General features: G+C 46.2%; 25 protein-coding genes. 5 read left to right on the plus strand and 20 right to left on the minus strand.

What is annotated here, in order from left to right; genetic code table 11:
- Positions 1 to 34 precede the first annotated feature (34 nt).
- Positions 35 to 430, minus strand: coding sequence for a DUF5365 family protein (locus ACNFN4_RS12350; RefSeq protein WP_007408448.1), 396 nt, complete (start codon positions 428 to 430; stop codon positions 35 to 37).
- A 109-nt stretch (positions 431 to 539) separates the two neighbouring features.
- Between ACNFN4_RS12350 and ACNFN4_RS12355 the strand changes: the two genes are divergently transcribed.
- On the plus strand, positions 540 to 1448 hold the full coding sequence (locus tag ACNFN4_RS12355; protein WP_022553621.1) for an RluA family pseudouridine synthase: 909 nt from the start codon (positions 540 to 542) through the stop codon (positions 1446 to 1448).
- On the opposite strand, the gene ACNFN4_RS12360 is transcribed toward ACNFN4_RS12355, so the two are convergent.
- Together ACNFN4_RS12360 and ACNFN4_RS12365 are read right to left on the minus strand one after the other, a co-directional pair.
- Positions 1445 to 2041 carry a class D sortase gene (locus ACNFN4_RS12360; RefSeq protein WP_038461316.1) on the minus strand — a complete coding sequence of 199 codons (597 nt, stop codon included), beginning with the start codon at positions 2039 to 2041 and terminating at the stop codon, positions 1445 to 1447. The genes ACNFN4_RS12355 and ACNFN4_RS12360 overlap by 4 nt on opposite strands.
- Positions 2038 to 4092, minus strand: a complete 2055-nt coding sequence (locus ACNFN4_RS12365) for a 5'-nucleotidase C-terminal domain-containing protein (protein ID WP_448200205.1) — start codon at positions 4090 to 4092, stop codon at positions 2038 to 2040. The genes ACNFN4_RS12360 and ACNFN4_RS12365 overlap by 4 nt, the downstream gene beginning before the upstream one ends.
- Positions 4093 to 4285: 193 nt before the next feature.
- Between ACNFN4_RS12365 and ACNFN4_RS12370 the strand changes: the two genes are divergently transcribed.
- Positions 4286 to 4951: a spore coat protein gene (locus ACNFN4_RS12370; protein WP_448200206.1), complete on the plus strand. Its 666-nt coding sequence runs from the start codon at positions 4286 to 4288 to the stop codon at positions 4949 to 4951.
- On the opposite strand, the gene ACNFN4_RS12375 is transcribed toward ACNFN4_RS12370, so the two are convergent.
- Together ACNFN4_RS12375 and ACNFN4_RS12380 are read right to left on the minus strand one after the other, a co-directional pair.
- Positions 4952 to 5854, minus strand: coding sequence for a hypothetical protein (locus ACNFN4_RS12375; protein ID WP_025649518.1), 903 nt, complete (start codon positions 5852 to 5854; stop codon positions 4952 to 4954).
- A 120-nt stretch (positions 5855 to 5974) separates the two neighbouring features.
- Positions 5975 to 6514: a YhcN/YlaJ family sporulation lipoprotein gene (locus ACNFN4_RS12380; protein WP_003155362.1), complete on the minus strand. Its 540-nt coding sequence runs from the start codon at positions 6512 to 6514 to the stop codon at positions 5975 to 5977.
- 144 nt (positions 6515 to 6658) lie between these two features.
- On the opposite strand from ACNFN4_RS12380, the gene ACNFN4_RS12385 reads away from it, so the two are divergent.
- Complete coding sequence (locus tag ACNFN4_RS12385; protein ID WP_448200207.1) at positions 6659 to 7231, plus strand: hypothetical protein; 573 nt, start codon at positions 6659 to 6661, stop codon at positions 7229 to 7231.
- Positions 7232 to 7329: 98 nt separating this feature from the next.
- Here the strand turns inward: ACNFN4_RS12385 and ACNFN4_RS12390 are convergent, their stop codons facing one another.
- Positions 7330 to 8721, minus strand: a complete 1392-nt coding sequence (locus ACNFN4_RS12390) for an L-cystine transporter (RefSeq protein ID WP_014417276.1) — start codon at positions 8719 to 8721, stop codon at positions 7330 to 7332.
- Positions 8722 to 8872: 151 nt separating this feature from the next.
- Here ACNFN4_RS12390 and ACNFN4_RS12395 point away from each other — a divergent pair, with 151 nt between their 5' ends.
- Entirely contained in the window at positions 8873 to 9952 is a 1080-nt protein-coding gene (locus tag ACNFN4_RS12395; RefSeq protein ID WP_448200208.1) for a GGDEF domain-containing protein, read from the plus strand.
- 16 nt (positions 9953 to 9968) lie between these two features.
- Here the strand turns inward: ACNFN4_RS12395 and ACNFN4_RS12400 are convergent, their stop codons facing one another.
- The gene (locus tag ACNFN4_RS12400; RefSeq protein WP_448200209.1) at positions 9969 to 10799 is read right to left on the minus strand and encodes a MetQ/NlpA family ABC transporter substrate-binding protein; all 831 of its coding nucleotides are present in this window, start codon (positions 10797 to 10799) and stop codon (positions 9969 to 9971) included.
- Between the two features lie 382 nt (positions 10800 to 11181).
- Here ACNFN4_RS12400 and cspB point away from each other — a divergent pair, with 382 nt between their 5' ends.
- Complete coding sequence (gene cspB, locus ACNFN4_RS12405; protein ID WP_003155376.1) at positions 11182 to 11382, plus strand: cold shock-like protein CspB; 201 nt, start codon at positions 11182 to 11184, stop codon at positions 11380 to 11382.
- A gap of 90 nt (positions 11383 to 11472) precedes the next feature.
- Here cspB and ACNFN4_RS12410 read toward each other — a convergent pair whose 3' ends face one another.
- The 13 genes from ACNFN4_RS12410 to ACNFN4_RS12470 form a co-directional block, all read right to left on the minus strand.
- Positions 11473 to 12420: an ABC transporter permease gene (locus ACNFN4_RS12410; RefSeq protein WP_014417273.1), complete on the minus strand. Its 948-nt coding sequence runs from the start codon at positions 12418 to 12420 to the stop codon at positions 11473 to 11475.
- Positions 12413 to 13330: an ABC transporter ATP-binding protein gene (locus ACNFN4_RS12415; RefSeq protein ID WP_173613617.1), complete on the minus strand. Its 918-nt coding sequence runs from the start codon at positions 13328 to 13330 to the stop codon at positions 12413 to 12415. Before ACNFN4_RS12415 ends, ACNFN4_RS12410 begins: the two co-directional genes overlap by 8 nt.
- A complete protein-coding gene (locus ACNFN4_RS12420) occupies positions 13331 to 14047 on the minus strand; it encodes an ATP-binding cassette domain-containing protein (protein ID WP_448200210.1) in 717 nt (238 codons plus the stop codon).
- A complete protein-coding gene (locus ACNFN4_RS12425; RefSeq protein WP_448200211.1) occupies positions 14037 to 14414 on the minus strand; it encodes a GntR family transcriptional regulator in 378 nt (125 codons plus the stop codon). Before ACNFN4_RS12425 ends, ACNFN4_RS12420 begins: the two co-directional genes overlap by 11 nt.
- Positions 14415 to 14416: 2 nt before the next feature.
- Positions 14417 to 15184: a hypothetical protein gene (locus ACNFN4_RS12430; protein WP_094295647.1), complete on the minus strand. Its 768-nt coding sequence runs from the start codon at positions 15182 to 15184 to the stop codon at positions 14417 to 14419.
- A 119-nt stretch (positions 15185 to 15303) separates the two neighbouring features.
- A complete protein-coding gene (locus ACNFN4_RS12435) occupies positions 15304 to 15675 on the minus strand; it encodes a hypothetical protein (protein ID WP_014417269.1) in 372 nt (123 codons plus the stop codon).
- A gap of 12 nt (positions 15676 to 15687) precedes the next feature.
- Positions 15688 to 16221, minus strand: coding sequence for an NAD(P)H-dependent oxidoreductase (locus ACNFN4_RS12440; RefSeq protein WP_003155386.1), 534 nt, complete (start codon positions 16219 to 16221; stop codon positions 15688 to 15690).
- A gap of 24 nt (positions 16222 to 16245) precedes the next feature.
- Complete coding sequence (locus ACNFN4_RS12445; protein ID WP_003155387.1) at positions 16246 to 17841, minus strand: MFS transporter; 1596 nt, start codon at positions 17839 to 17841, stop codon at positions 16246 to 16248.
- Positions 17842 to 17881: 40 nt separating this feature from the next.
- Positions 17882 to 18547 (minus strand): HlyD family secretion protein, encoded by a 666-nt coding sequence (locus tag ACNFN4_RS12450; RefSeq protein WP_007610259.1) that lies wholly within the window; start codon positions 18545 to 18547, stop codon positions 17882 to 17884.
- Positions 18548 to 18583: 36 nt separating this feature from the next.
- Entirely contained in the window at positions 18584 to 19048 is a 465-nt protein-coding gene (locus tag ACNFN4_RS12455; RefSeq protein ID WP_003155389.1) for a MarR family transcriptional regulator, read from the minus strand.
- A gap of 186 nt (positions 19049 to 19234) precedes the next feature.
- Positions 19235 to 20413 carry a sporulation protein YhbH gene (gene yhbH, locus ACNFN4_RS12460; protein WP_017417325.1) on the minus strand — a complete coding sequence of 393 codons (1179 nt, stop codon included), beginning with the start codon at positions 20411 to 20413 and terminating at the stop codon, positions 19235 to 19237.
- A gap of 190 nt (positions 20414 to 20603) precedes the next feature.
- Positions 20604 to 22499 carry a serine/threonine protein kinase PrkA gene (gene prkA, locus ACNFN4_RS12465; RefSeq protein ID WP_003155391.1) on the minus strand — a complete coding sequence of 632 codons (1896 nt, stop codon included), beginning with the start codon at positions 22497 to 22499 and terminating at the stop codon, positions 20604 to 20606.
- Between the two features lie 358 nt (positions 22500 to 22857).
- Positions 22858 to 23568, minus strand: a complete 711-nt coding sequence (locus ACNFN4_RS12470; protein ID WP_448200212.1) for a hypothetical protein — start codon at positions 23566 to 23568, stop codon at positions 22858 to 22860.
- Positions 23569 to 23575: the final 7 nt, after the last annotated feature.

Below are 23575 nucleotides of genomic sequence, written 5' to 3' on the forward strand. Positions count from 1 at the left end.
AAAAAAGAGCCTGTTAAAAGGCTCTTTATACCCGTCAGATCAGCCTTCTGTGACCGCAGGCTTCTGATCCGGCCCCTGTCTCGAAATCATCATAGGTAAAGGGAAAATTCATTCCGCATTCATTCAGCAAAGCGCAATTTTTATCAAACAGCGCCCGCTCTTTGACGTCATATACCGGGTGCGGCTTTGACAGCATGATATGTACCGTTTGCAGACAAGCCATAATTTGAAACGCTTCTTTTAAAGTTCCTTGGTAACGTTGGTTTTGTAATGATAATACGCCCCTTTTTTTAAAGCGCTGAATTTCCAGTTCGGAGAAATAAAGAGGAAAGACATTTTGAAACAATTCAGAGGAAAGCTCTTGTATCGCGCTTTCTTGTCCGTCAGTCGCTGCGTTCACAATTCTCACATCAATCACCTTTCTTGCCATGTGAATATCCTTAATCTTTATCAAGAATAGCATAGAAAAAAACGCGAAAGCTAAGGTAAGTGTTTCCTATTGAAACAGCCGCTTTCCGCTTGAAAAGGAGCTTTATGATATGAAACAAAATGACCGCGGTCTGGAACTCCTGATTACGGAAAAGCACGCCGGACAATGGCTGTTTTCAGTCCTGAAATCTGAATTCCAGGCGTCAAAACCCGTAATTACGGAATGGATGAACCAAGAAAGCATTCAGGTGAATCGAACATCCCCGAAAAACAACATCATACTGAAGACCGGAGATCGCTTATTCATTGATCTTCAGGAAAAAACGGGTTCTTCAGTGACTCCGGAATACGGAGAGCCGGACATTTTATTTGAGGACAATCATATGCTGATTGCAAATAAGCCGGCGGGAATGCCGACTCATCCAAATGAAGAGGGTCAGACCGGCACCCTCAGCAACCTGATCGCTTACCATTTTCAAATCAACGGCGAGCAGGCGAAAGTGCGCCACGTTCACCGTCTTGACCGTGACACGTCAGGCGCGGTCGTTTTCGCGAAACACCGCCTGGCCCATGCAATCCTTGACCGTCAGCTCGAAACCAAAACATTAAAACGCACCTATATCGCCGCGGCGGAAGGAAAAATCACGCCGAAAAAAGGCATGGTTGACTCGCCGATCGGCCGCGACAGGTCACATTCCGTCAGACGGCGCGTCTCACCCGGCGGACAAGCCGCCGTCACCCATTACAAAGTGAAAGGCTATCATCCCGGTGCGCGGCTTACATTGGCAGAGCTTGAACTGGAAACCGGGAGAACACATCAAATCAGGGTGCATATGGCAAGCATCGGCCATCCGTTGGCGGGCGATGACCTGTACGGCGGAAGCAGGAAGCTGTTTCACAGGCAGGCGCTTCACGCCAAAAAAGTCAGTGTCGTCCATCCGATCTCAGGAGAAGAAATCGTTGCCGAGGCGCCGATGCCGGCTGATCTGGCTCATTTTACCGAAACGTATTTTTCTTAAACCGGGTCGGCATATATAATATATCGTTTCGGCGCATTTCCAATGTAAGAAAACGGATAGCAAGTGGTCAGGATCAGTTCCTCCCGCTTGTGCTGAAGGGTGATGACAGATGTATCATCCCGGCTGACGATTTTTGTACGGCTGATTTTATAAGAAAACGTGCCGTAAGACAAAATCACGTTCAGTCTGTCTCCTTTTTTCAGTTCGCCGGTCCGGCGGAACACCGTGTCCCTGTGGCCGGATAACACAATTTGGCCGTGATCGCCCGGATAATAGCTGTCCTTATAATGTCCGACGCCTTTTGCTAAATCATCTGCGTCAGTCCCTTCGACGATCGGGAGCTCAGCGTCGATTTCAGGAATTTCTAAAATGCCGCTTGCCTCACCCGTTTCGGGGTGAAATTCTTTTTTGCGCTGTGCCAGCACAGCGCTTTTTGTTTCGTTCTTTTCCAAGACAGGTTCTGTTGCTTTTTTTGCTTCTTCAAGCGATTGGTTCGTTTTCATATGTGAATCAATGATCTTCCAGCTTCCGTAACATGTGATGATGATACCGGCGATGATGACGAGAAACGGAATATGTTTCAGTTTGTTCATCGTGTGCGGGTTCCCCTTTTCTTTCTGAAAAGCCAATATACGCCGGCACCCGTGATCACCAGGCCGGCCAATGCCGTCTGATGGCTGCCCGCTGAAGTATCAGGCAATGGGCGGCCTTTTTGTGTGCCGCTTTCAGTCTGTTTTGTGCTTTGTTCCGAATTTGCGGCAGACGCCGGACGGGATTCGGGAATTGACTGCACTGTATCAGATGCTGTTTCTTCTGCGACAGGACGTTTAGGTTTTTTGGTTTGATCAGGCTGTTCTGCTGCATCCGGTTTTTTAGCGGGTTTTTCCGCTTGAGGTTTTTCTCCTTTATCAGGCCTGGTGCCGCCCGGTGTTTCCCCGCTTCCCGGCTGATTGCCGGTGTCATCAGGTGTTTTTGCGGCTGATGCCGTGCGGATGCGGCCGTCGGTTTGATAAGAAATCGGTGCGGAAAAGCTTTTGACATAGTCTACTGTCGCTTCCAAATCCTCAGGCCCCGTCACCGGATTCTTGCCGAGTTTCCCGATCGGACCGTATTTTGCCCCCGCTGCCGTCGCCATAAATTGATTGACTGTTACTGTATATCCTTTTTCGGGCTGTATGTCTGTCCCGTCCGCCATTTTCAAATCAACCGCTTGTCCGGTTTCCGTGTTCCATGTATAGGAAAATCCGCTGATGCTGTAATCCGGACCGTACACCGGAGAAATTTGCGCGTTGATGATCTCCCGCAAATCTTTTCCTTTGATTTCAAGCTTCGTCAGCACATTGCCGAACGGCTGTACATTATAAAGGTCTCCCCATGTGATCGGCCCTTTTTTTATGCCGTCCCGGATGCCTCCTCCATTCATAAGCGCAAAATCGGATTTCATCTTCGCTTTCATACCGTCGGCAATCAGATTTCCGAGCGCCGTGTCGCCGTCATTTGAATACCCGCCCGTTATATCATGGGCCGCTTCCCCGACCGTTTCGCTGATAATCGGTTTCACTTTCTCTTCATATTTGCTTAATATGCCTGCCGCAGCCGGGTCAGGCTTGATTTTACTTTGATCGATATATTGGATTTCCGCTGATTTTTTCACGATATCCTTCGACTCTTTATCAAGTTCAAGATCGGCGATTCCGATTGCTTTTCCGTATTCAAATGCCTGCACGATCAGCTTGCCGTTGATTTCTCCGTTTACGACTTTATGATTGTGCGCGGCGAAAATCACATCAATCTCTGAGTCTGTTCCGCTTGCAAGCTTTGCGGATTCTCCAGTGATGGCTGAGCCATTTTGTTCAGCAGACATATGGGCGAGTACGGCGATTGCTTTAATTCCTTTTTTCTTCAAGTCAGCGGCAGCGTCATTGACGGCCTTTACCTCATCCGTAAACGTAATATTTTTAATTCCGTCCGGGATGACCATGCCTGCCGCCGATCTGGTTACAACCCCGATAAATGCGACCGGAATTCCGGAAACGTATTTGATTTCATACGGCGGCAGAAAGGACTCCCCTGACTTCAGTTTACAGTTTGCGCAGACGAGCGGGAAATTTTGGCCGTCATAACCGCTTGTCCCCTTACCGTCCGGATGATCTCCTCCATTGATGATCCGTTTAAGCTCATCCGTTCCTTCATCGAATTCGTGATTGCCGACAGTTCCGACATCAAAACCGATGTCTTCCATCAATTCTACTGTCGGTTCATCCTGAAAAAGGGCTGACACGGGAGAGCTGCCCCCGATCATATCGCCCGCATGCACGACAAAGGCGTGTTCTTTCTCGGCTTTCGCCTTTTTAATGTACGCGGCGGCGTAGTCCATCCGCCCGAAAGTGCCATCCGGTTTACCGTCTCCGTTAAGGTCAAGCTCATATTGCTGATCAATTTTTCCGTGCAGATCATTCATGCTGATGATTCTGAGCGGGACACGGCCCGAGTCTTCAGTCTGCCGTTCTTTATACGCTTTATCCGTTCCAGCTTCATTCAGTGATCCGGCTTGTCCGATTGCTTCCGCATCTTTCACGCTGAACATCATAAAACAAACCGTCAGCAAACAGCACGAAAGACGCATACCCCTTTTTTTCTTCATTCATTTCCCCCCCTGTCTTCTAAGAAATACGTTAGCTTATTTTCTTAAAAATCACATCACTTTTTTGTAAAGATTGTCTTCACTGGCACAAAATAGTAAATAATCCCCACGTAACGAAATAGGTCTTGATGTATAACGGATCGGCTTTTTTCACATCTTAATGATGATTTGACATGAAGGAGGAAAACAACCAGTGGAACAGCAGCAGAATCAGCAGCAGCCGCCAGTAAAACAGGGGATCCCGGGTTCACCGCAAGTGAATCACGGAGGACATGAGCTTTTCGATATGCATGAAGTGCTGGCCGGAACAGTCGGCGTTTTGGATCAATTTATGATGCTCAGACAGTTTATACAGGATCAGCAGCTGGCCGACATCCTTGACCGCCAGTATCAATTCATTCTCGGACTCTATAATCTGACGGCAGAATGCTTTAAAACCGGCCAAAAGCCTTCTCAGGAAACGTCGACATATATGATGAAGGAACAGAACCAGGCCGTCTACGGTATAAAACCGACTCAGCCGAAAAAACCGAATCAATCATTAAATGATGTCAAAGATCTCGGGATCAGCGGCCATATGCTCGGCCTGATTAAAGCTCAAGCTTCTCTCTTGACGATGAGCTCGCTTGAAATGACCAATCCCGTCACAAGAAGAGTGCTTTCCGCCCAAATTCAGCAATATGTCGAAATGGCGTTTGAAATCTTCTTATACCAAAACAAACACGGTTATTATCAGGTTCCTCAGCTCAATGCACAAGATATGCAGACCATGCTGAATTCATTTGCACCGGCCCAGGGACAGCCGCAAATGCCTCCGATTAAAGGACAAATGGGACAGCAGCAGCAAAACCTCCATTGATTAAAAAACGGCGTTGGAAACCTGACTCTCCAATGCCGTTTTCTTTTTTTCATATGCTTTTGTGAAATCATGTTCAAATCGTTTTAGGCTTTCTTTCGTAGCCGCTTCAAAGCCTTTTTCAAAATCCTGTGTTTCGGCGGTTTTGTTGATAATGGTTAAGATAATGCCTTCTCCGAATGTTTCGGTTAAGTCCTTTATCATATAGAAGCTTTGCAAATAGACATCCGTTTCATATTCCATACGCGATTTCTGCCATTTTCGGTCGGTCGTTAATTGATCAAACGGCACGACGGAAAATGCAATCGGATCAATGACTACATCATAATGCGCGACCCACTCGCTCAGCCCCTCATGAAACCAAAGCGGAAATACAGACGTATCCGTCCCCAATTGCCGCGTTTTTTGATGAAACGCGTAGTGTGTGTATTCATGTATAATCAATTGCTTATACATGAAAACGGCCAGCTCATCTTTTTTCAAAAGCTGTTTTTTCTCTTCAGGCAAAAGCCCCATCATCTGCTCCTGTTCTGAATAAAAACCGACTACATTTTTCAATCCTGAATATTGCTCCATTTCAGCTTCATCCGAAAAAAAAATGAGTTCAAGTGGCGCTGCACCTTTATAGCCGACAATGATTTGATTGATACGCTTTGCGTGGTCCAGCGTAAGCTTGGTCAGATCCAAGAGCGGCTTTTCATCCGCCGTATAGTAAATCGCTGTATGTTTGTAAATTTCTTTATTCATGTGTTCAGTCACTTGTTCCTTCGTCGGAACAGAGCGGCTGTTTTGGCCTGACAGGACGTACATCATACTTACTGAAACGGCTGAACTGACAGCCAATATGACAAGGACTCCGCACAGGATCAGAGTGAATGCCGCCCGTTTCCCCATGCCGTCACGCAAACAAGCTCCCCTCCCCGATCCTTTAATTTTCATCTCATTCTTTACTTTATGCTCAGGAGCGCTGGGTCGTGACGGCAGATAAAATAAAAAAGCCGCAGTAAATGCGGCTTATCCATTCATTTATTTATTGGGGTTTGGGAATACACGCTGCACCATTTGACCGAATTCATCAAACAGACCGGATACAGGATGTCCGTTTTGGATTCGTTTTCCGTAGCCTTGCATACGTTCAACGAAGTCCGGGTTCGCTGATACATATACAGTCCGGACATGTTTATCGGCTGATTTCACCTTATCGGTAATTTTATTTTTTAAATGGTTGGCGATGGCGCCTTTTTGCCCGTTTGTCAGAACAACGGCAACATATGCGCTGTTTCCGGCAACGATCACAGTCGCATTTTTAACTTCTTTTAAATCAGTCACCTTGTCAGCGGCTTTATCAGCCACTCTCAGGTTACGATTGTCATTGTGATCGGTGTTTTGGTTATGACGGTTCACTGTATTCATATTTGTCGCACCGTCGTTAGGCGTGTTGCGGTAATTTACATTCTGGGTGCGGTTGTCATTTCGTTTTCCTTCCCCCTGGTTCCCCATACTGCACCCTGCGGTAATCAGCATCGGCAGAAGAAGGGCAGAGATAACTGCTTGCTTTTTTATCATGTGAATTCCTCCTTTCTCACTTTACGTATAGGTTTTTCTATTCGGCGGGATTTATGCACGCCGTTTGCATTCTGAGCGGTTTGGATAAATATCAGAAGGAAAGGGAAAGGTAAGCGTAATCAATTGAATGAGGAGGGATTTAACTTGTTCAGAAAAAAAAGCGGCATCAGCCCGACAGCGCTGCTGATCGGATCATCGATTCTGATTGCAGCTTTATCACCCGAAATCCGCCGGAAAATCTCCGGAATGGTTTCAGGCAGTATGCAGCATAAAGATGGCACACATTCCATGCAGCCTGCTGACCTGATTCAACAGGCGTTCGGCGGGGATTCCGGCGGACAGCAGCACACAGACAAAGCCCGGCATTCACAAAACGGCTCCACGCAGCCTGCCGAGCTGATCAAACAGGCGTTCGGCGGGGATTCCGGCGGACAGCAGCACACGGACAAAGCCCGGCATTCACAAAACGGCTCATTGCAGCCTGCCGAGCTGATCAAACAGGCATTCGGCGGGGATTCCGGCGGAAGGCAGCAAGAGCAGACTTCCCGCAATCACTCCGGCTCATCCCATACGGACGGACAGGCAGACCGCAGTAAAGAAACTTCGCCGAAGCCTCACTATACCGAGCCGATTCACTTCGAAGAAAGCGCGGTAAATGTTTTAAATGACAGCACCGTGATGAATATGCTGGAAGAAATTGAACCCGGAAATCATTAGAAACGAAAAAATCCTTCATTCGTTCAACGATGAAGGATTTTTCGTTTTAGCGCTCTATCTATTATTTTTCTATAAGAGAATGAACCATCGATCTGCTGTTAAGCTTCTTCAGCTTCAATGACGATTGAGGAATCATTGTACACCGCGGTATCGGTTTCCTTCGTCATTTTACTTGTTAACAGCCCTGCGGTCATACTGCCGCTCACATTTAAGGCGGTACGCCCCATGTCAATTAACGGCTCAATTGAAATGAGCAGCCCGGCAAGCGCGACAGGCATGTTCAAAGCGGATAGGACGAGCAGAGCCGCAAATGTCGCGCCGCCTCCCACGCCTGCTACACCGAATGAACTGATTGCCACGATGGCGATGACGGAGATGATGAATCCCGGTTCAAACGGGTTTTGCCCTACTGTCGGCGCAATCATCATCGCGAGCATCGCCGGGTAAATGCCGGCACAGCCGTTTTGACCGATCGATAAACCGAATGAACCGGCGAAGTTCGCAATTCCTTCAGGGACGCCCATGCTTTTTTGCGTTTTAATATTAAGCGGCAAAGCCCCTGCGCTTGAACGGGACGTAAACGCAAACACCATGACAGGAAATGCTTTTTTCACGTATGTGATCGGATTTAAACCGCTGAACGTAATCAGCAGCAGGTGAATGATAAACATGACGATAAGCGCGGCGTATGAAGCGATCACAAACATCCCCAGTTTCGCAATGCTGTCGATGTCGCTTGTCGCGATCGTCTTTGTCATAATCGCCAATACCCCGTAAGGCGTCAATCTTAAAATTAACGTCACGACGCGCATAATAATCGCGTATACCGCATCGACAATTCCGCTGAACGTCGCAGCGTGCTCCGGCTGCTTCCGTTTCACGCCCAGAAAAGCGATGCCGAGGAAAGCGGCGAAAATAACGACTCCGATGGTGGAAGTCGGTCTGGCCCCCGTGAAATCAAGAAACGGATTTCCCGGCAGAAGCTCAACGATTTGCTGAGGCAGCGTTTTGGCCGTCATATCCTCAGATTTTTGCTGCAGCTCCTGGCCTCTTGATAACTCGGTGCTTCCCTGGTCGATATGAACGGCTTTCAGATCAAAGGAAAGCGCCGAAACAATTCCGACTGCCGCAGCAATTGCTGTTGTAGCGATCAAAATCCCAATGATCAGTCCGCTGATTTTCCCGATGTTATGGGTCAGTTTCAGCTTCGTAAATGCGCCGAGAATAGAAATAAAGACTAGCGGCATGACGATCATCTGAAGCAATTTGACATAACCGCCGCCGGCAATATTAAACCAATCGGCCGTTTGTGTCACGATATGTGAAGCCGGCCCGTAAATCAATTGCAGTGCAAAACCGAATACAATGCCTAGTCCGAGCGCGGTAAAGACACGTTTAGAAAAGGAAACGTGTTTTTTTTGCATGACAAACAGACCTGCTATAAGCAAAAGCATAATAAAAACATGTAAGACTATAAATAAATTCTCCAAAACAGGTAAACACTCCCTTGCTCATTATCCTTTAACACTATATTATATGAATTCCGATCGGTCAAGTAAGGATTGACAAAATATGTATTTTTATAGACTTTTCTCTTTTCTTTCCACCCTTTCTCTAGTAACTTATATAAGGGTGATTGTTATGCTGAAGGAACTGTTTCTTAATTTGACGATTTTAATTACATTTAATTATCTGTTCACCCTTCTTTTTAAAGAGTCGCTTTCGTATAAAGAAGACCGTCTGATGTTTCAATTACTGAAGGGGACGGTCTGCGGGCTTTTAGGGGTTTTTCTGATTGCTTTCGGCTTTTCTTACTCCGATTCCATCATTGATCTCAGAAATATCCCCATTATCATCGCCGCTCTTTACGGAGGCTGGGTGTCTACGGCAGCCGCCTTTGCGATTATCGTCGCAGGCCGTATCCTGATCAATTTCAATGCCAGCGCCATTTTTTCCATCGCCGCCGTCGGGGTTATTGCGATACTTTCTGCGGCCGTCCTCAGAGAAAAAAAGCCGGATCACAAAATGGCGTTCGTTATGCTGCTTTTTTCAAATGTTATTTTCACCCTGACGCTGCTGTTTCTTATGCCCGAACAGCCTGCCGGGGCCCTCGTTTATTATTGGCTCATTTCCGTCTTGGGCGGAATGCTGTCGCTGTATATTATTAAACACGAAGCCGATGCCCGCCTTTTGTTCAAGCAATACAAGTTTCAAGCGAATTATGATTTTCTGACGGGGATTTTTAATAAGAGAAAATTCGAGGAAGTCTCGCGCGTTCTGTACGATCGGGCGTCTCAATCCCCCTCGTCTCAGCTCGCGCTTATTTATTTGGATATTGATCACTTTAAGCAGATCAATGATCAATACGGCCATTATGAAGGGGATCAAGTGCTGAAGGAACTGGGGGCGCGCCTGAGGTTCTTACTCAGCAGTTCTGATCCGTCAGCCCGCATCGGCGGGGAAGAATTTGCCGTGCTTATGCCCAATTGCACGTATACGAAAGGGCTTCACCTCGCAGAAGAAATCAGGCACACGATTGACTCGAACCCGGTTCTGCTGACGAGCGGAGATACAATTCCCGTGACCGTTTCCCTCGGCATCGCGCATTATCCGACAAATACATCGGATCCTCAGACATTGCCCCTGATCGCGGACCGGATGCTGTACAAAGCGAAAACATCAGGGCGCAATCAAGTGTGCAGCACTGAAAAAAAAGAATGATCGCCCGAAGCGGAAATCATTCTTTCTTTTCAGTGAGAAAGCCGCCCCTCAGGAAAACAGGAATCAGGCTGCCCTCATATTCTTTTTCAATAAACGCCGCGGTATCATCTGATTGATACAAAGACAGGAGTTTTTGCATCCGTTCATCATCTTTATCCTCAGCTCTGACGGCGACCAGATGAATATACGCTTCCTTCATTTGCGCCGATCGGATCAGCGCGTCCTTCTCCGCATGAAATCCTGCTCTTTTCGCCTCGCTTTGACTGAGAACTGCTGCGTCAGCATGTTTCGCCGTCTGATATGCGTTCTTTTTTGTTTCCGTTTTTAAGGTCAGATGCTTCGGGTTGTCCTTGATCATATCAGTTGAACCCGTACCGGTGAATCCCTTTTTCAATGTCATCAGTCCGGCCTCCTGCATGAGAAAAAGCGCCCTGCCGAAGGCCGCCGCTTCATCAGGCACGGCAATGACCGCTCCGTCCGGTATATCCTTCAGCCGTTTATGCTGCTTGGAATACACCCCCAGCGATACCGCATATGTCGTTCCTAAAGGAGCCAGCTTCTTTTTCACATGAGGCGGCAAAGATTGAAAATAAGAAACGGATTGAAACGCATTGGCGTCGAGATCCCCGCCGGCAAGCGCCAAATCGGCCTCGGCATAATCCGAAAACGTTACCAAAGAAAGCTGCAAACCTTCCTCACCGGCTTTTTTCGCGACAAACTCCCAGATCGATTGATCAGATTCATTGATTCCGATAGTAATTGTCCGGTTCCCGTCAGGATAATGGCATGAAGTAAGTAACATGATCAAAATGAAAAGAAACAGACTGTTTATAAGCCGCAGGTTCAAGTTGACCTACTCCCTATCTATTTTTATGTACAGAGGCTGCACCATGGTATTCGGGCTCATGATTACATACAATACCGATTAAAAAAAGGGTTGTCAATTGCTTCCTTAAGAGGCTGCAAAGCGGTTTTTATCAGCTGAAAATGGGCTGTTCTAGTCTCAAATCAGATTTCCGTATCAGAGCGTTCCCCTCTTAAAACATGTTATTTCGAAAAAAGTTACATTTAGCAGTTGTTTTTTCTTCGAATTACTGGTAGAGTAAAGGTAATTATTTTTGTTCGAACTATCTTTAAGAAGAAAGTTTTGTAAGAGTTTTCGTCTTGGAAGTTTGTTTTAGAGCAAGAATAGTGAATTTAAGCGTTATGTCGCTTTAGGAGGAAATTTCATGTTAGAAGGTAAAGTAAAATGGTTCAACTCTGAAAAAGGATTCGGATTCATCGAAGTAGAAGGTCAAGACGATGTATTCGTTCACTTCTCTGCTATTCAAGGCGAAGGCTTCAAAACTTTAGAAGAAGGCCAATCTGTTTCTTTCGAAATCGTTGAAGGAAACCGCGGACCACAAGCTGCTAACGTAACAAAAGCATAAATTGTTTAAAAAACCTGCCGGTTTACGCCGGCAGGTTTTTTTCATCTAAAACGAAAAGCTGTTTTGCAAAGGCAAAACAGCTTTTTTATATCAGGTGGCAATATCGCGTTTTAAGAAGACGCCGAATGCGAGCGCCAGAAAAATAACGAAGTAAATCACAAGCATCACAACCGAAAATGTCATCGTCATCCCCTCTACTAAAGGAGTCCCGTTCATATATTGCGACAAATCTGTGTTCGCAAATAAAATATATTTGGTCCATTCAAATTTCGCAGCAAGAAATACCGTCGCCGTGTTCCCCATAACCAATAGAAAAATAGAAAATCCGACCGCTAATGAGCTGTTCCGGAATACCGCAGACAGCATAAACGCCATCGTCGCAAGCATAAAAGCGGAGACAGATTCATAGACATATGTTTTAGCGAGGAAAGCGATGATATTTTGCTCAAAAACATGGCCGTCTTTGTATACGAGATGAACATCAGCCGCAGTATCTCCGCCTGTACCGAAAAAGACCAATCCCAACAGAGCGGAGCCGGCAAATAAAATCACAAGCATCAGCAGTCCGAACAGCAGCACCGTCATATATTTAGATAGCAAAATCTGAAAACGGCTGAGCGGACGGATGGCCAGCAGTTTGATGGTTCCCCAGTTGAACTCATTCGCCACGATGCCTGCGGCAATGATAATCGTAAACAGCCCGGTCAAAACAGTCATCATCGAAGAATCAGCTACGTATGACCACACTGTGTACCCTGTATCCTCGGGGATGTTATGATCCATACGGTATTGATTTATCGCGACATTCTGTTTCAGGTTATCAATGAGCGTCTGGTTTCCGGTTTCCTTCATCTGCTGTTTCATTTCTTTGTTTTCAGCTTGGAGCTCCTGTTTCCAATTCGGATTGGCTTCGTTCGAGGTGAAATGGTTTGACAGAAGCGCAAAACCGATCATCGAAACGCCTAAAATTACAATCATAGCCCACGTGCCGACGCGGCTGAAAATTTTTATCCATTCATTATAGATCAGCTTAAACATATTGAACCTCCTCTTTCGTCCCGCCGGTAATCTCCAAGAAACGGTCTTCCAAAGATTTTGTCATGATTTTCACTTCATATAAGCGGATGTTTTCACGGACGAGCAGAGATATCACATCAGGCACTTCCTGTTTTGACAGCTTGATCTCAATACCGTTTGTCTTCTTCACACAGTCAAACTGACTCAGAACGGCAAGAGCCTCTTCTCTTTGTTCAATATGGAAGAAGTATGTATCTTTGTCCTCTTTTCCTTCATCCCTTACTTTTTGAATATCGACAAGCTCCCCTTTTTGCAGAATGCCGATTCGGTCGCACATTAACTCCATTTCTGACAGCAGATGGCTAGAGACGATGACAGCCATTCCTTTTTCACGTGTCAGCTTTTTCAGATGGTCCCTGATTTCCCTGATGCCCGCGGGATCAAGGCCGTTTGTCGGTTCATCCAGAATCAGCACCTTAGGATTATGCAGCAGGCTTTGGGCGAGGCCGAGACGCTGTCTCATTCCGAGAGAGTAGGTTTTTACTTTGTCATGTATTCTGTCCTGCAACCCGACGAGCTCGATGACCTCATCTATTTTTTCTTTCGTAACGCCTTTTACCATCCTTGCGTACTGCTGTAAATTTTTATAACCGCTCAGGAATTTGTACAGCTCCGGGTTTTCCACGATGGCTCCGACGTGCCTGACCGCTTTTGCATAGTTTTTCGTAATGGATTCCCCGCAGATTACGATGTCTCCCTGAGACAGTTTCATTAATCCGACCATCATTCTGATCGTAGTGGTTTTCCCCGCTCCGTTCGGCCCTAAAAATCCAAACACTTCGCCCGCCCGGACGGAGAAGCTCAAATTATGAATAATCGTTCGTCCTTTTATCGTTTTCTTTACCTGTTGCAGTTCTAATACCGTTTCCAATTAGAATCCCCCTTCTATTTCGTGCGCCTGCATGACGCTTCTGTACCATTGCAGCACGGACATTCCTTCCTGTTCCCGGATTTCTTCGACCTCGCGCCGTTCAGCGATTTTCCCTTTTATGAAAACCATCACTTCGTCTAACAGCGTCTCAATCTCGCCGATCTCATGCGTGGCAATGACGGCGATCTGGCTGTCAAAATCAATATAAGATACGAGACTGTTGACAATCGACTCTCTGACCGCCGGATCAAGGCCTGAAAACGGCTCATCCAGCAGAATGACGGATGCTTTTCTCGACAGGGCCAAAACGATTTTCAGCCTGCCCCGGCTGCCTTTGGAGAGCTCTTTTATCTTCTGCTTCGCTGAAAGATTCATTTCCGTTAATAGGTTATGTGCTTTTTCCAGCTGAAAATCCGGGAATTGCGAATGATAAAATGTGAGCATATCACCGACGGTCGTCCGGGCGGAAAACATATCATGTTCGGTTAAATAAGCCGTACGAAACAGCATGTTCCTGCTTACTGCGCAGTCTCCGATCCGGACGGCGCCCGATGTCGGGAACGCAAGCCCGGCAAGCATTTTAAGCGTTGTTGATTTACCGCTTCCGTTCGGCCCTAAAATTCCGTAGATTTTACCCGGAGACAATGAAAATGATACATCGCTGACCGCAAGCCTGCGGCCGTATTTTTTTGTTACGCGTTCAAAATCAAGATTCATCGTTTGCTTCCTCCGCATATCGTTTGATCCCGTCGAGCATTTCCTCATGAGATAACCCCAGCTCCGCCATTTCCTGAATAAAGCGTTTGAAAACGTCTTTTGTCAGCCTGTCTTTCAGCTCCGCTTTCAGATCGGATCTTTCCGCTATAAAGGTTCCCTGTCCTCTTCTCGTCTCCACGATCCCCAGCCTTTCCATTTCACTGTACGTTCTTTGTATCGTGTTTGGATTCACTTTCATCTGTACGGACATCTCCCTTACGGACGGCAGTTTGTCCCCCGGTGAAAGCTCACTTCGGATCAGCCGGTAATATACACGATCGGCAATCTGCAGATAAATCGGCTTGGATGACTGAAATTCATTCTCCATCATTACACCTCAACCTTTCGATTCAGCAGCATAGAGGCCAGCGCGAGACAGAGCGCCGCAAGCACGATCACTGCCAAGAAGCTGAAAAGCGAAATGTGGACGGCTTTCAGCTCCATCGTCCATCCGGTCAATTTTGTATAATGAAAATGAAAATTCGCATACACTTTTACCGGCCATAAATCATGTTGAGATGAAGTGAAAGGCGTAATGATTTTATCGTCAATATAGGTCCAGACAAACGCAAGCACGATGCAGATCACCCAACGGAGGACGGGAACATGTTTTAATGAGTGAAAAACAGTCCAAAATACGGCCACGATCACAGATAAGTACGCTGAACTGATCAGCAGGTAAGCATTCAGTCCGGTTAATGTGCCGGCCAGGGGAATGGCGTGTTCCAGCGCTCCTTTTGCAGAAAGCATCCGGTACATCCAAATGCCGTAACCGGTCAGCGCCAGCTGCCCGATCAACTGATACAGCAGTGAGGCCGTCAGCTTGGAAGCCAGCAGATAAAATCCTCCATTCGGATTGTAAAGCCACAGCTGGTTTTTTCCTTCTTTATGAAGGTGATAGTACATAAAAAGCGGCGCTACAAGAAATTGAAAAAACCCCATTGCCGCAAAAAAGCCGAAAATGACGAGCGGTTCTTTCTGACGGGCAGCGATGACGTGGGCTGCAAACGCCAAGCAAATCATGCCGCAAAGCCACACCGCGAGCCAAATCCATGAAACCTTCGCATCTTTTTTCAGCAAACCTAAAAACGATGTCATTCTTGCTCTCTCCATTCGGATCAAGTGTATGAGTAACATAGTACACTAGATCATCACGTATTACAATATCTTCAATAAAAAAAAGACAAATCCGCTCTTACGCAGATTTGCCTTTTCAATTACTTCTTTTTGTTTTTTAAGGAGAGCAGCGCATCACGATAGCTGCTATCCTGCATTTTGCCGCCGCTATCAGGATCGTTTGTTTCCCGATCCGTCTCAGAAGTCTTAAACTTCTGAAGCGCCTGACGGTACACATCATCGCCCATTGTATTCTTTTTCTCACGGGGAGATTCAGATTTCACAACGACGGGAGCATGCTCGGCTGAGCGCTCCTCGGCCGGATCATGCTTTTCCGGCTGTTCGGCTGTAGTGCCGATCGCTTCTCTCTTTTCTTCTTTGACATCCTGTCCTGCAGAAGTGCTGCGGACATTGAATGTGATAAGAAGTGCAATCACAATGACAGCAGCAATAACCGCTATAATAATGGCCATATAACCCTCTCCTTACTGTCGTCCGGCAGTTAGATTACCTGTGACTTGGCTGACACGTCTGCCAAGCGCACGGCCTAATTGAAGGCCTTCTTCCGTCATCAGCACATCGCTGTCAACCGGGCATGTGACGCCTGCGCCGTAGTAAGAGCCGTACAGCGCGTTTTCAGGAACGTTGCCGGGAAGTCCGACAACAATCATGCCTTGGTGAAACATAGGAGTGATCAGATTGTGCATTGTCATTTCTAATCCGCCATGTGTTGTCGCCGTCGTACAGAATACGGCGCCGACTTTATCAATCAGCTCGCCTTCAGCCCACAGATAGCCGAGTCTGTCGATCCACGCTTTTAAGCCTGAACTGATGGTGCCAAAGTGTCCCGGGCATCCCCAGATAATGGCATCCATGTCTTTCAGCTTGCGGATGTCTGCTTGATCGACATGGTCGATCAGGACTTCAGCCTCAGCGTTTTCTCGCGCTCCTTCGGCAATGGCTTCAGCAAGGTGTTTTGTGTGTTCGCCTTCACTATCGTACACTACGTAAATTTTCATTCAGGAAACCTCCCATTCAGATGATTAAGATTCCTTCACTTCTTTAGGGGCCGGAAGCAATGACAGCTCCTCTTTTTTCTTCGCCCGCTGTTTGTCTTTCCGTACGTCACGCAAGAACAGACTCAGGACTACGCCGATAACCGCAAAGATCGTCGCCCACATAAACGCGTCATTAATCCCCATAACGTTGGAATTAAGTGAAGCTGTTTTGTAGAGATAAGAATAAACGGTTTGTTTCGCCGCATCAAGCGACATGTTCATGTTGACCATTAAATTCGAAACCGCGCTTTGGAACGACTGCATGAAGCTCGGATCAGCCGTGCTCGTTTTATCCGCAATCTGCGAATAGTGCATTGTCGTACGGTTCGTATAAATCGTTGTGATCAAACTTGTTCCGATTGATCCGCTGATCTGGCGGAGCGTGTTGCTCATCGCCGTGCCGTGGCTGTTCAATCGTGCCGGAAGCTGGTTCATTCCGGCTGTCATAACAGGCATCATTAACAGTGACATACCGAATGCGCGGATGGCATAGACAAGCATAATGTGCGTGTAAGGTGTGTCAATTGTCAATTTTGTGTACTGGAATGTCGTTGCGACCGTGATGACCAGCCCGATAATCGCAAGCGGTCTCGGACCGATTTTGTCAAACAGAATACCGGAAATCGGCGACATGATCAGCATGACAATCGCGCCCGGCAATAGCAAGAGACCCGATTGCAGCGCCGTAAAGCCGACTAAGTTCTGCAGGTAAATCGGAAGCAGGAACATTCCTGTGTAAAGCGCAACGGTAATAATGATGTTAATCACACTGGAAAGTGAGAAAATATCATATTTAAATACCCGGAAGTCGAGCATCGGTTTTTCAGAGCGCAATTGCTGAATGACAAACGCGGCAATCGCGATGACACCGACGATGACGGTAGACAGCACGATCGGATCTCCCCAGCCGTCGCTGCCCGCTTCACTGACTCCGTAAAGCAATGAGGCAAATCCGACAATGGATAGAATCGCACCCAAGCTGTCGAGTTTGATTTTTTGCGGTTCCACCAAGTTCTTAAAGAGGAAGAACGCTATGATAATAACGATTGCCCCGATCGGAACAAGGCCGTAGAACATAATGCGCCATGTGTAATGCTCGATGATCCAGCCGGAAAGAGTCGGTCCGACCGCCGGAGCAAACATCATCGCAAGACCGAAAATCCCCATTCCTTTCCCCCTGCTTTCAGGCGGGAAGATAAGCAGAATGGTTGTCATGACCAGCGGCTGCAGGATACCGCCGCCGACCGCCTGAATTAACCGGCCGATCAGCATGGTTGAGAAGTTAGGCGCGATTCCGCAGACTAACGTTCCCGCTGTAAAACAGAACATGGCTACGAGAAAGAGGCTTCTCTGTCCGAACCGGGTAATTAAGAACGCAGATAACGGAATCAAAACACCGTTGACCAGCATATATCCGGTCGTAAGCCACTGAATCGTCGTCGCACTCACACCGAACTCGGTCATTAAGTGCGGCATCGCCACGTTAAGAAGCGTTTGGTTCAAGATCGCCAGGAATAACCCGGCCATAAGCACAATAAGCAATGTTTTAGGACTTTTTACTTGATTATCTGATTTAGCCACCTAAGACAACCTCCCTTCATGGTTTGATGACTGATCTGTATTATTCAGAGATTTTTACAGATGCGTTCATACCAGGAAGCACCTTGTCAGATGGGTTGCTGAGTGAAATTTTAACAGGAACTTTTTGCGTTACTTTTGTGTAGTTGCCGCTTGAGTTTGAAGAAGGCAGCATATCAAATGTTGAATTTGTCGCATAACCGATTTCTTCTACTGTTCCGTCAAATGTTGTATTAGGATCGCCGTCAACAATTACGTCTACTTTGTTTCCTACTTCAATGTCTCTGATGTCTGTTTCTTTAATGTTTGCAGTGATGTAAAGGTGTTTCATGTCAATTTCCTGGGCAATTGTCGTACCGGCTTGCACCATTTGGCCGTTTTTCACTTCGTTTTTCACGATTGTTCCATCCATGATGGCTTTTACGTCAGCATTTTGCTGTCCTTTGATTTTTGCAACAACGTCGTTTTTGCTTACTTCTTTCCCCTCATCAAGGTTCCAGTCAGTTACTTTACCCGCAGCAGGAGCTGTGATAGCAGCCATGTCGCCGGCAACTTTTGCTTCATCGGTTTTTACATAGTGTGTGCTTTGATAATAGTAGTAAGCACCTCCGCCTATAATTGCAAGAACAACAATCAAACCGATAATGTTGGTCAGAATTAAACGTCCTCTGTTCATTTTGTTTTCTCCTTTCGTTTCTTCCTCTATCATTTTGTGGAATGATGATAAAAATATGTGGGGATTTTTTTATTTTCCGTTTTTCACTGCACAGCCGTTTGCAAGCTTCGTTAAACTTTCCGCAAGCTTGCGCAGGTACTGCAGTTCAGCGGTATTGAGCTGCCGGTATAAGACCGCCGCTTTTTCGGCATATTGAACAGCAGCTTTCTTTAGAAGTTCTTCCCCCTCTTCGGTTAACTGAATCATAACAACACGCCGGTCGTCGTGATAGTCGCTCCGAACCATTAGGCGGCGCTTATACAGAATATCGGTCATTCTCGTGACAGACGCCGGTTTCAGATCAAGCGACAAAGCCAGCCTTGAAAGCTGCGTGCTTTTGCTCTTATGTATTTTGAACATCAGCAGATACTGCAGTACTGTAATATCAAAAGGTTCAAGAACTGTCTCCAGAATCATTTTCTGCTTTTTGTAAATCGATCTGGAAGTATCAAACAGTTGTTCAAAACTGAGCAAAGCGAGCTCTGATTCAATCACCGTATTTTCACCTCATTCCCTTAATAATAGTTCACAAGATAAAATATTAATAAATGAAAGAAGGTTTGTAAAGAGAAAAGTTTCATTTTTTAAGGATTTTTTTTATGCCGTTTTTTCTCTTTATTTTTAATTTAAAAAAGCCGGGTGAAGAACCGCGGCCGCACGATTCTTCACTCGGCTTTATATTTAATACGATGCTTTGCTTACACCGGCTTCCTCATTTTTAAAAAAGCTTTTCAGCGCTTGAAATACGTCTGATTTCTGTTTCAGGATGTAGTATTTAAATTTATCATCTTTGACATTTTTATAGGCGGACATGAGGGTGGAATGCCTGTTATATTGATTGACCTCACCGTAACAGAACAGATTCGATTTTTTCATGATGTCATTGACGAGCTTTACGCACCGGGCGTTATCCGAAGTCAGGTTATCTCCGTCTGAAAAATGAAACGGATAGATGTTGTAGCGGGCGGGGTCATATTTTTCATCAATTAATTCAAGAGACTTCCGGTAAACGGAGGAACAGATGGTGCCCCCGCTCTCGCCTTTCGAGAAGAAATCTTCTTCCGACACAACCTTCGCTTCCGTATGGTGGGCGATAAATTCGATATCAACCGTTTCATACTTTGTCCGTAAAAATCGTGTCATCCAAAAAAAGAAGCTCCTCGCCATATACTTTTCCCATACGCCCATCGAACCGCTTGTATCCATCATGGCTAAAACGACAGCTTTCGATTCCGGCTTCGTCACATCATTCCATGTTTTGTATTTCAGATCTTCCGGATAAATAGGGTAAAACGACGGCTTGCCTGTCATAGCGTTTCGTTTATAGGCCGACAGCATCGTCCTTTTCTTATCGATATTCCCTGTCAGCCCGGTTTTCCGGATATCATTGAACTCGATATCGGTATGGACGATATTGTCCCTTTCCTTTTGCTGCAGATTCGGCAGTTCTAATTCCTGAAACAGCGCTTCTTCCAGATCCATCAATGAAACTTCCGCTTCATAATAATCCTCGCCTGCCTGATCGCCGGCTCCCTGGCCTTTTCCGGCACCCTGCTTTTTATCTGCGCCGTCTCTTGCGACGACATCGCCGACTTCGCTGTCGCCGTCGCCTTGGCCGACATGTTTATTTTTATCATAGTTATAACGGATTTTATATTCATCAAGCGAACGAATCGGGATTTTCACGACATCTTTTCCGTTGGACATAATAATGCTTTCCTCAGTGACAAGGTCCGGAAGGTTGTTTTTTATCGCTTCCTGTACTTTCTTTTGGTGGCGCTGCTGGTCGTCAAAGCCTTTGCGATGGAGGGACCAGTCTTCCTCTGAAATCAAAAAATTTCCGCTGTCATTACGGGACATGAATTCCCCTCCTTAACCGTTATGGTCGTTTTACATGTGTATTCCGGCTTGGTCCTGTTTATGAAACAAGTCCGGCGAAAAGATTTATTTTTATCTTATGCCGGCCGGACTCTCCAATTGACAAACAATTGCGAAAAACAGACAAAAGAACCCGTCCTTTTACAGACGGGCCTCTCAATGAAATCAAACATCAGCGGTTTAACAAGCTTCCGACATACTTCAGCAGTTCATTAGCGCTAGTCGAATTATAGCCGTGTTCATCTATTAACCTTGCCACTACCTCATTGACCTTTTTAAGCTGCTGCTCATCCGGCGTTTTGGTGGAGGTCGTAATTTTCACCACATCTTTTAAGTCTGCGAACAGCTTTTTCTGAATCGCTTCGCGGAGTCTTTCGTGCGAATTATAGTCAAAGCGTTTTCCTTTTCTTGCATATGCGGATATGCGGATTAAGATTTCTTCGCGGAACGCTTTTTTCGCGTTTTCTGAAATGCCGATCTGCTCTTCAATGGATCTCATCAATTTTTCGTCAGGATTCATTTCTTCTCCCGTCAGCGGATCGCGGAGCTTATTTTTATTGCAGTACGCTTCCACATTATCTAAATAATTGTCCATGAGAGTTTTCGCGGATTCTTCATATGAATAGACGAACGCCTTCTGCACTTCCTTTTTGGCGATGTCATCGTACTCTTTTCTGGCGGCGGAAATAAAATTCATATACCGCTCTTTGTCCTCGGCGGAGATGGACGGATGCTGGTCGAGTCCTTCTTTTAAGGAACGCAGCACGTCAAGCGAATTGATCGATTCCATATTTTTTCTGATAATCGTTGAGGAAATGCGGTTGATGACATAGCGCGGGTCAATTCCGCTCATTCCTTCATCATGGAATTCCTTCTTCATATCCTCCAGATCAACGGAATTGTAACCTTCAACGCTTTCTCCGTCATAGAGCCTCATTTTTTTGACGAGATCAATATCAGAGCGGTTCGGTTCCTTCAGCCTGGTCAAAATAGAAAACATCGCTGCCACTTTTAATGTATGGGGGGCGATGTGTACGTCAGAAACATCACTTTCAGAAATCATTTTTTCATAAATCCGTTCTTCCTCTGACACCTTTAAATTATAAGGAACAGGCATCACGATGATCCTGGAGTGAAGGGCTTCATTTTTCTTATTGGCAATAAACGAGCGGTACTCCGTTTCGTTCGTATGCGCAACAACCAATTCGTCGGCTGAGATGAGCGCAAACCGTCCGGCTTTGAAATTGCCTTCCTGCGTGAGTGACAGAAGGTGCCACAGAAATTTTTCATCGCATTTCAGCATTTCCTGAAACTCCATCATTCCGCGGTTCGCTTTATTTAATTCACCGTCAAACCGATAAGCGCGCGGATCTGATTCCGAGCCGTATTCGGCAATCGTTGAAAAATCAATACTCCCCGTCAAATCGGCGATATCCTGTGATTTCGGGTCAGACGGGCTGAAGGTTCCGATTCCGGTACGTTTATCCTCCGAGAAGAATATACGTTCAACTTTTACATCCTCAATTCTGCCGCCGTATTCTTCTTCAAGCCGCATGACATTAAGCGGAGAAAGGCTGCCCTCAATTCTGATGCCGTATTCTCTGTAGAAGTCGTCGCGCAGATGATGGGGAATGAGATGGAGAGGATCTTCATGCATCGGGCAGCCTTTAATGGCGTAAACAGCGCCGTTGTCTGTCAATGAGTAGGCTTCAAGCCCTTTTTTCAGCATGGTGACAAGAGTTGACTTTCCGCCGCTGACGGGTCCCATCAATAGTAAAATCCGTTTTCTTACATCGAGCCGCTTGGCAGCCGGGTGAAAGTATTCCTCCACGAGCCGTTCCAGAGATTCCTCAAGGCCGAACAGCTCCCGCGAGAAAAAGCTGTATGTCTTTTTACCGTCATCCTCCTCGATTCCGCTGTCTTTTATCATATTAAAAACGCGAGAATGAGCAGACTGCGCGACCAATGGATTTTCTTTTATGATCTCCAAATAATCAGCGAACGTCCCTTCCCATTTGAGACGCTGCTCTTCCTCTCTGTACTTTTCAATTTTCTTTAATATATCCATAAGAACCTCCTCTATCATGGTTAATGCACTAGAAATAAGGTACTTTGTTACAATCTATGCGGTGACGTGATAATACATGCTTTTCGTTTCTTAAAAATAAAGACGTTATAAGGCCGTCATTGACAAGGGTCCGGTGCACCGTTCATAATGAAAGAAATACAGTTTCATCCAGACTCGGACATCAAATGGAAAAGCAAAGAGGAGGAGAAATGATGAAAACGATCATTTTACTTGGGGTCATTCTCACTTTTTTAGTATCCATTTTTACGGCGGGTTACGACAGCAAACCTGAAAACAAATAACGGCAAAAGGGTGCTCTTCATAAAGAGCACCCTTTCCTGTACAACATAACAATGTTTCATATTTGAATATGTTCTTGGACAGTTGATTTTTCATGAGATTTGCAGCTTGTTTGATACTCGATTTTTCCGATTTTGCAGCCCGGGCCGATTTCCACATGCTTTCCTCTGACGATGTCCGCTTCCGTGTATTCGAGGTAAATTGCGTCCCCTTCGATCAATTCAGCTGAAAGCGTGCCGGCTTTCCGTTTAAGAAAACCGGGTTTCCGTCTGACGGTGATCGATGTGCCGCCGATTTCTTTCACGCGGCTTCGGTCATAACGCAAATGGATGTTTACGTCCCCCGCGTTTAACAATCCCGCCACATTGATACATCCTGTTACATGAAGCAGCTCCGTCTCGCAATCGCCGCCGACTGTGAGGCTGCCTTTTATATGACACTGCTCTCCCGCGGCCCCGCCGCCAATTTCAGCAAGTCCTTTCAGCCTCATCGTGGCGAAACGCACGGAGCCGCCGACTTTCAATGTGCCCATCACATTTGCTGAACGTGCTGATAAATCTCCTGCAACTTCATGCTCTCCGAAAATTTTCAGCCTGTTGATCTCGGCATCTCCGAGAAAAAGTCCCGTACCGAATATCCGGCAGCGTTCGCTTTGAAGTCCTTCGCCGACAGTTCCTTCCCCTTTAATGCTTACATTTTGGTAGGAGCCGCCGGAGGCGTGTCCGGCTCCGTACATTTTTAAATGACTCAATTTTTTTGTCGTTTCCATCGCAGTT

This window comes from Bacillus sp. N1(2025), from assembly GCF_053470005.1.

Coding starts and splice junctions, on each gene's coding strand:
- ACNFN4_RS12350 (WP_007408448.1), bottom strand. CDS start 430: ATGGCAAGAAAGGTGATTGATGTGAGAATTGTGAACGCAGCGACTGAC.
- ACNFN4_RS12355 (WP_022553621.1), top strand. CDS start 540: ATGAAACAAAATGACCGCGGTCTGGAACTCCTGATTACGGAAAAGCAC.
- ACNFN4_RS12360 (WP_038461316.1), bottom strand. CDS start 2,041: ATGAACAAACTGAAACATATTCCGTTTCTCGTCATCATCGCCGGTATC.
- ACNFN4_RS12365 (WP_448200205.1), bottom strand. CDS start 4,092: ATGAAGAAAAAAAGGGGTATGCGTCTTTCGTGCTGTTTGCTGACGGTT.
- ACNFN4_RS12380 (WP_003155362.1), bottom strand. CDS start 6,514: ATGATAAAAAAGCAAGCAGTTATCTCTGCCCTTCTTCTGCCGATGCTG.
- ACNFN4_RS12395 (WP_448200208.1), top strand. CDS start 8,873: ATGCTGAAGGAACTGTTTCTTAATTTGACGATTTTAATTACATTTAAT.
- cspB (WP_003155376.1), top strand. CDS start 11,182: ATGTTAGAAGGTAAAGTAAAATGGTTCAACTCTGAAAAAGGATTCGGA.
- ACNFN4_RS12410 (WP_014417273.1), bottom strand. CDS start 12,420: ATGTTTAAGCTGATCTATAATGAATGGATAAAAATTTTCAGCCGCGTC.
- ACNFN4_RS12420 (WP_448200210.1), bottom strand. CDS start 14,047: ATGAATCTTGATTTTGAACGCGTAACAAAAAAATACGGCCGCAGGCTT.
- ACNFN4_RS12425 (WP_448200211.1), bottom strand. CDS start 14,414: ATGGAGAATGAATTTCAGTCATCCAAGCCGATTTATCTGCAGATTGCC.
- ACNFN4_RS12430 (WP_094295647.1), bottom strand. CDS start 15,184: ATGACATCGTTTTTAGGTTTGCTGAAAAAAGATGCGAAGGTTTCATGG.
- ACNFN4_RS12435 (WP_014417269.1), bottom strand. CDS start 15,675: ATGGCCATTATTATAGCGGTTATTGCTGCTGTCATTGTGATTGCACTT.
- ACNFN4_RS12440 (WP_003155386.1), bottom strand. CDS start 16,221: ATGAAAATTTACGTAGTGTACGATAGTGAAGGCGAACACACAAAACAC.
- ACNFN4_RS12450 (WP_007610259.1), bottom strand. CDS start 18,547: ATGATAGAGGAAGAAACGAAAGGAGAAAACAAAATGAACAGAGGACGT.
- yhbH (WP_017417325.1), bottom strand. CDS start 20,413: ATGTCCCGTAATGACAGCGGAAATTTTTTGATTTCAGAGGAAGACTGG.
- prkA (WP_003155391.1), bottom strand. CDS start 22,499: ATGGATATATTAAAGAAAATTGAAAAGTACAGAGAGGAAGAGCAGCGT.
- ACNFN4_RS12470 (WP_448200212.1), bottom strand. CDS start 23,568: ATGGAAACGACAAAAAAATTGAGTCATTTAAAAATGTACGGAGCCGGA.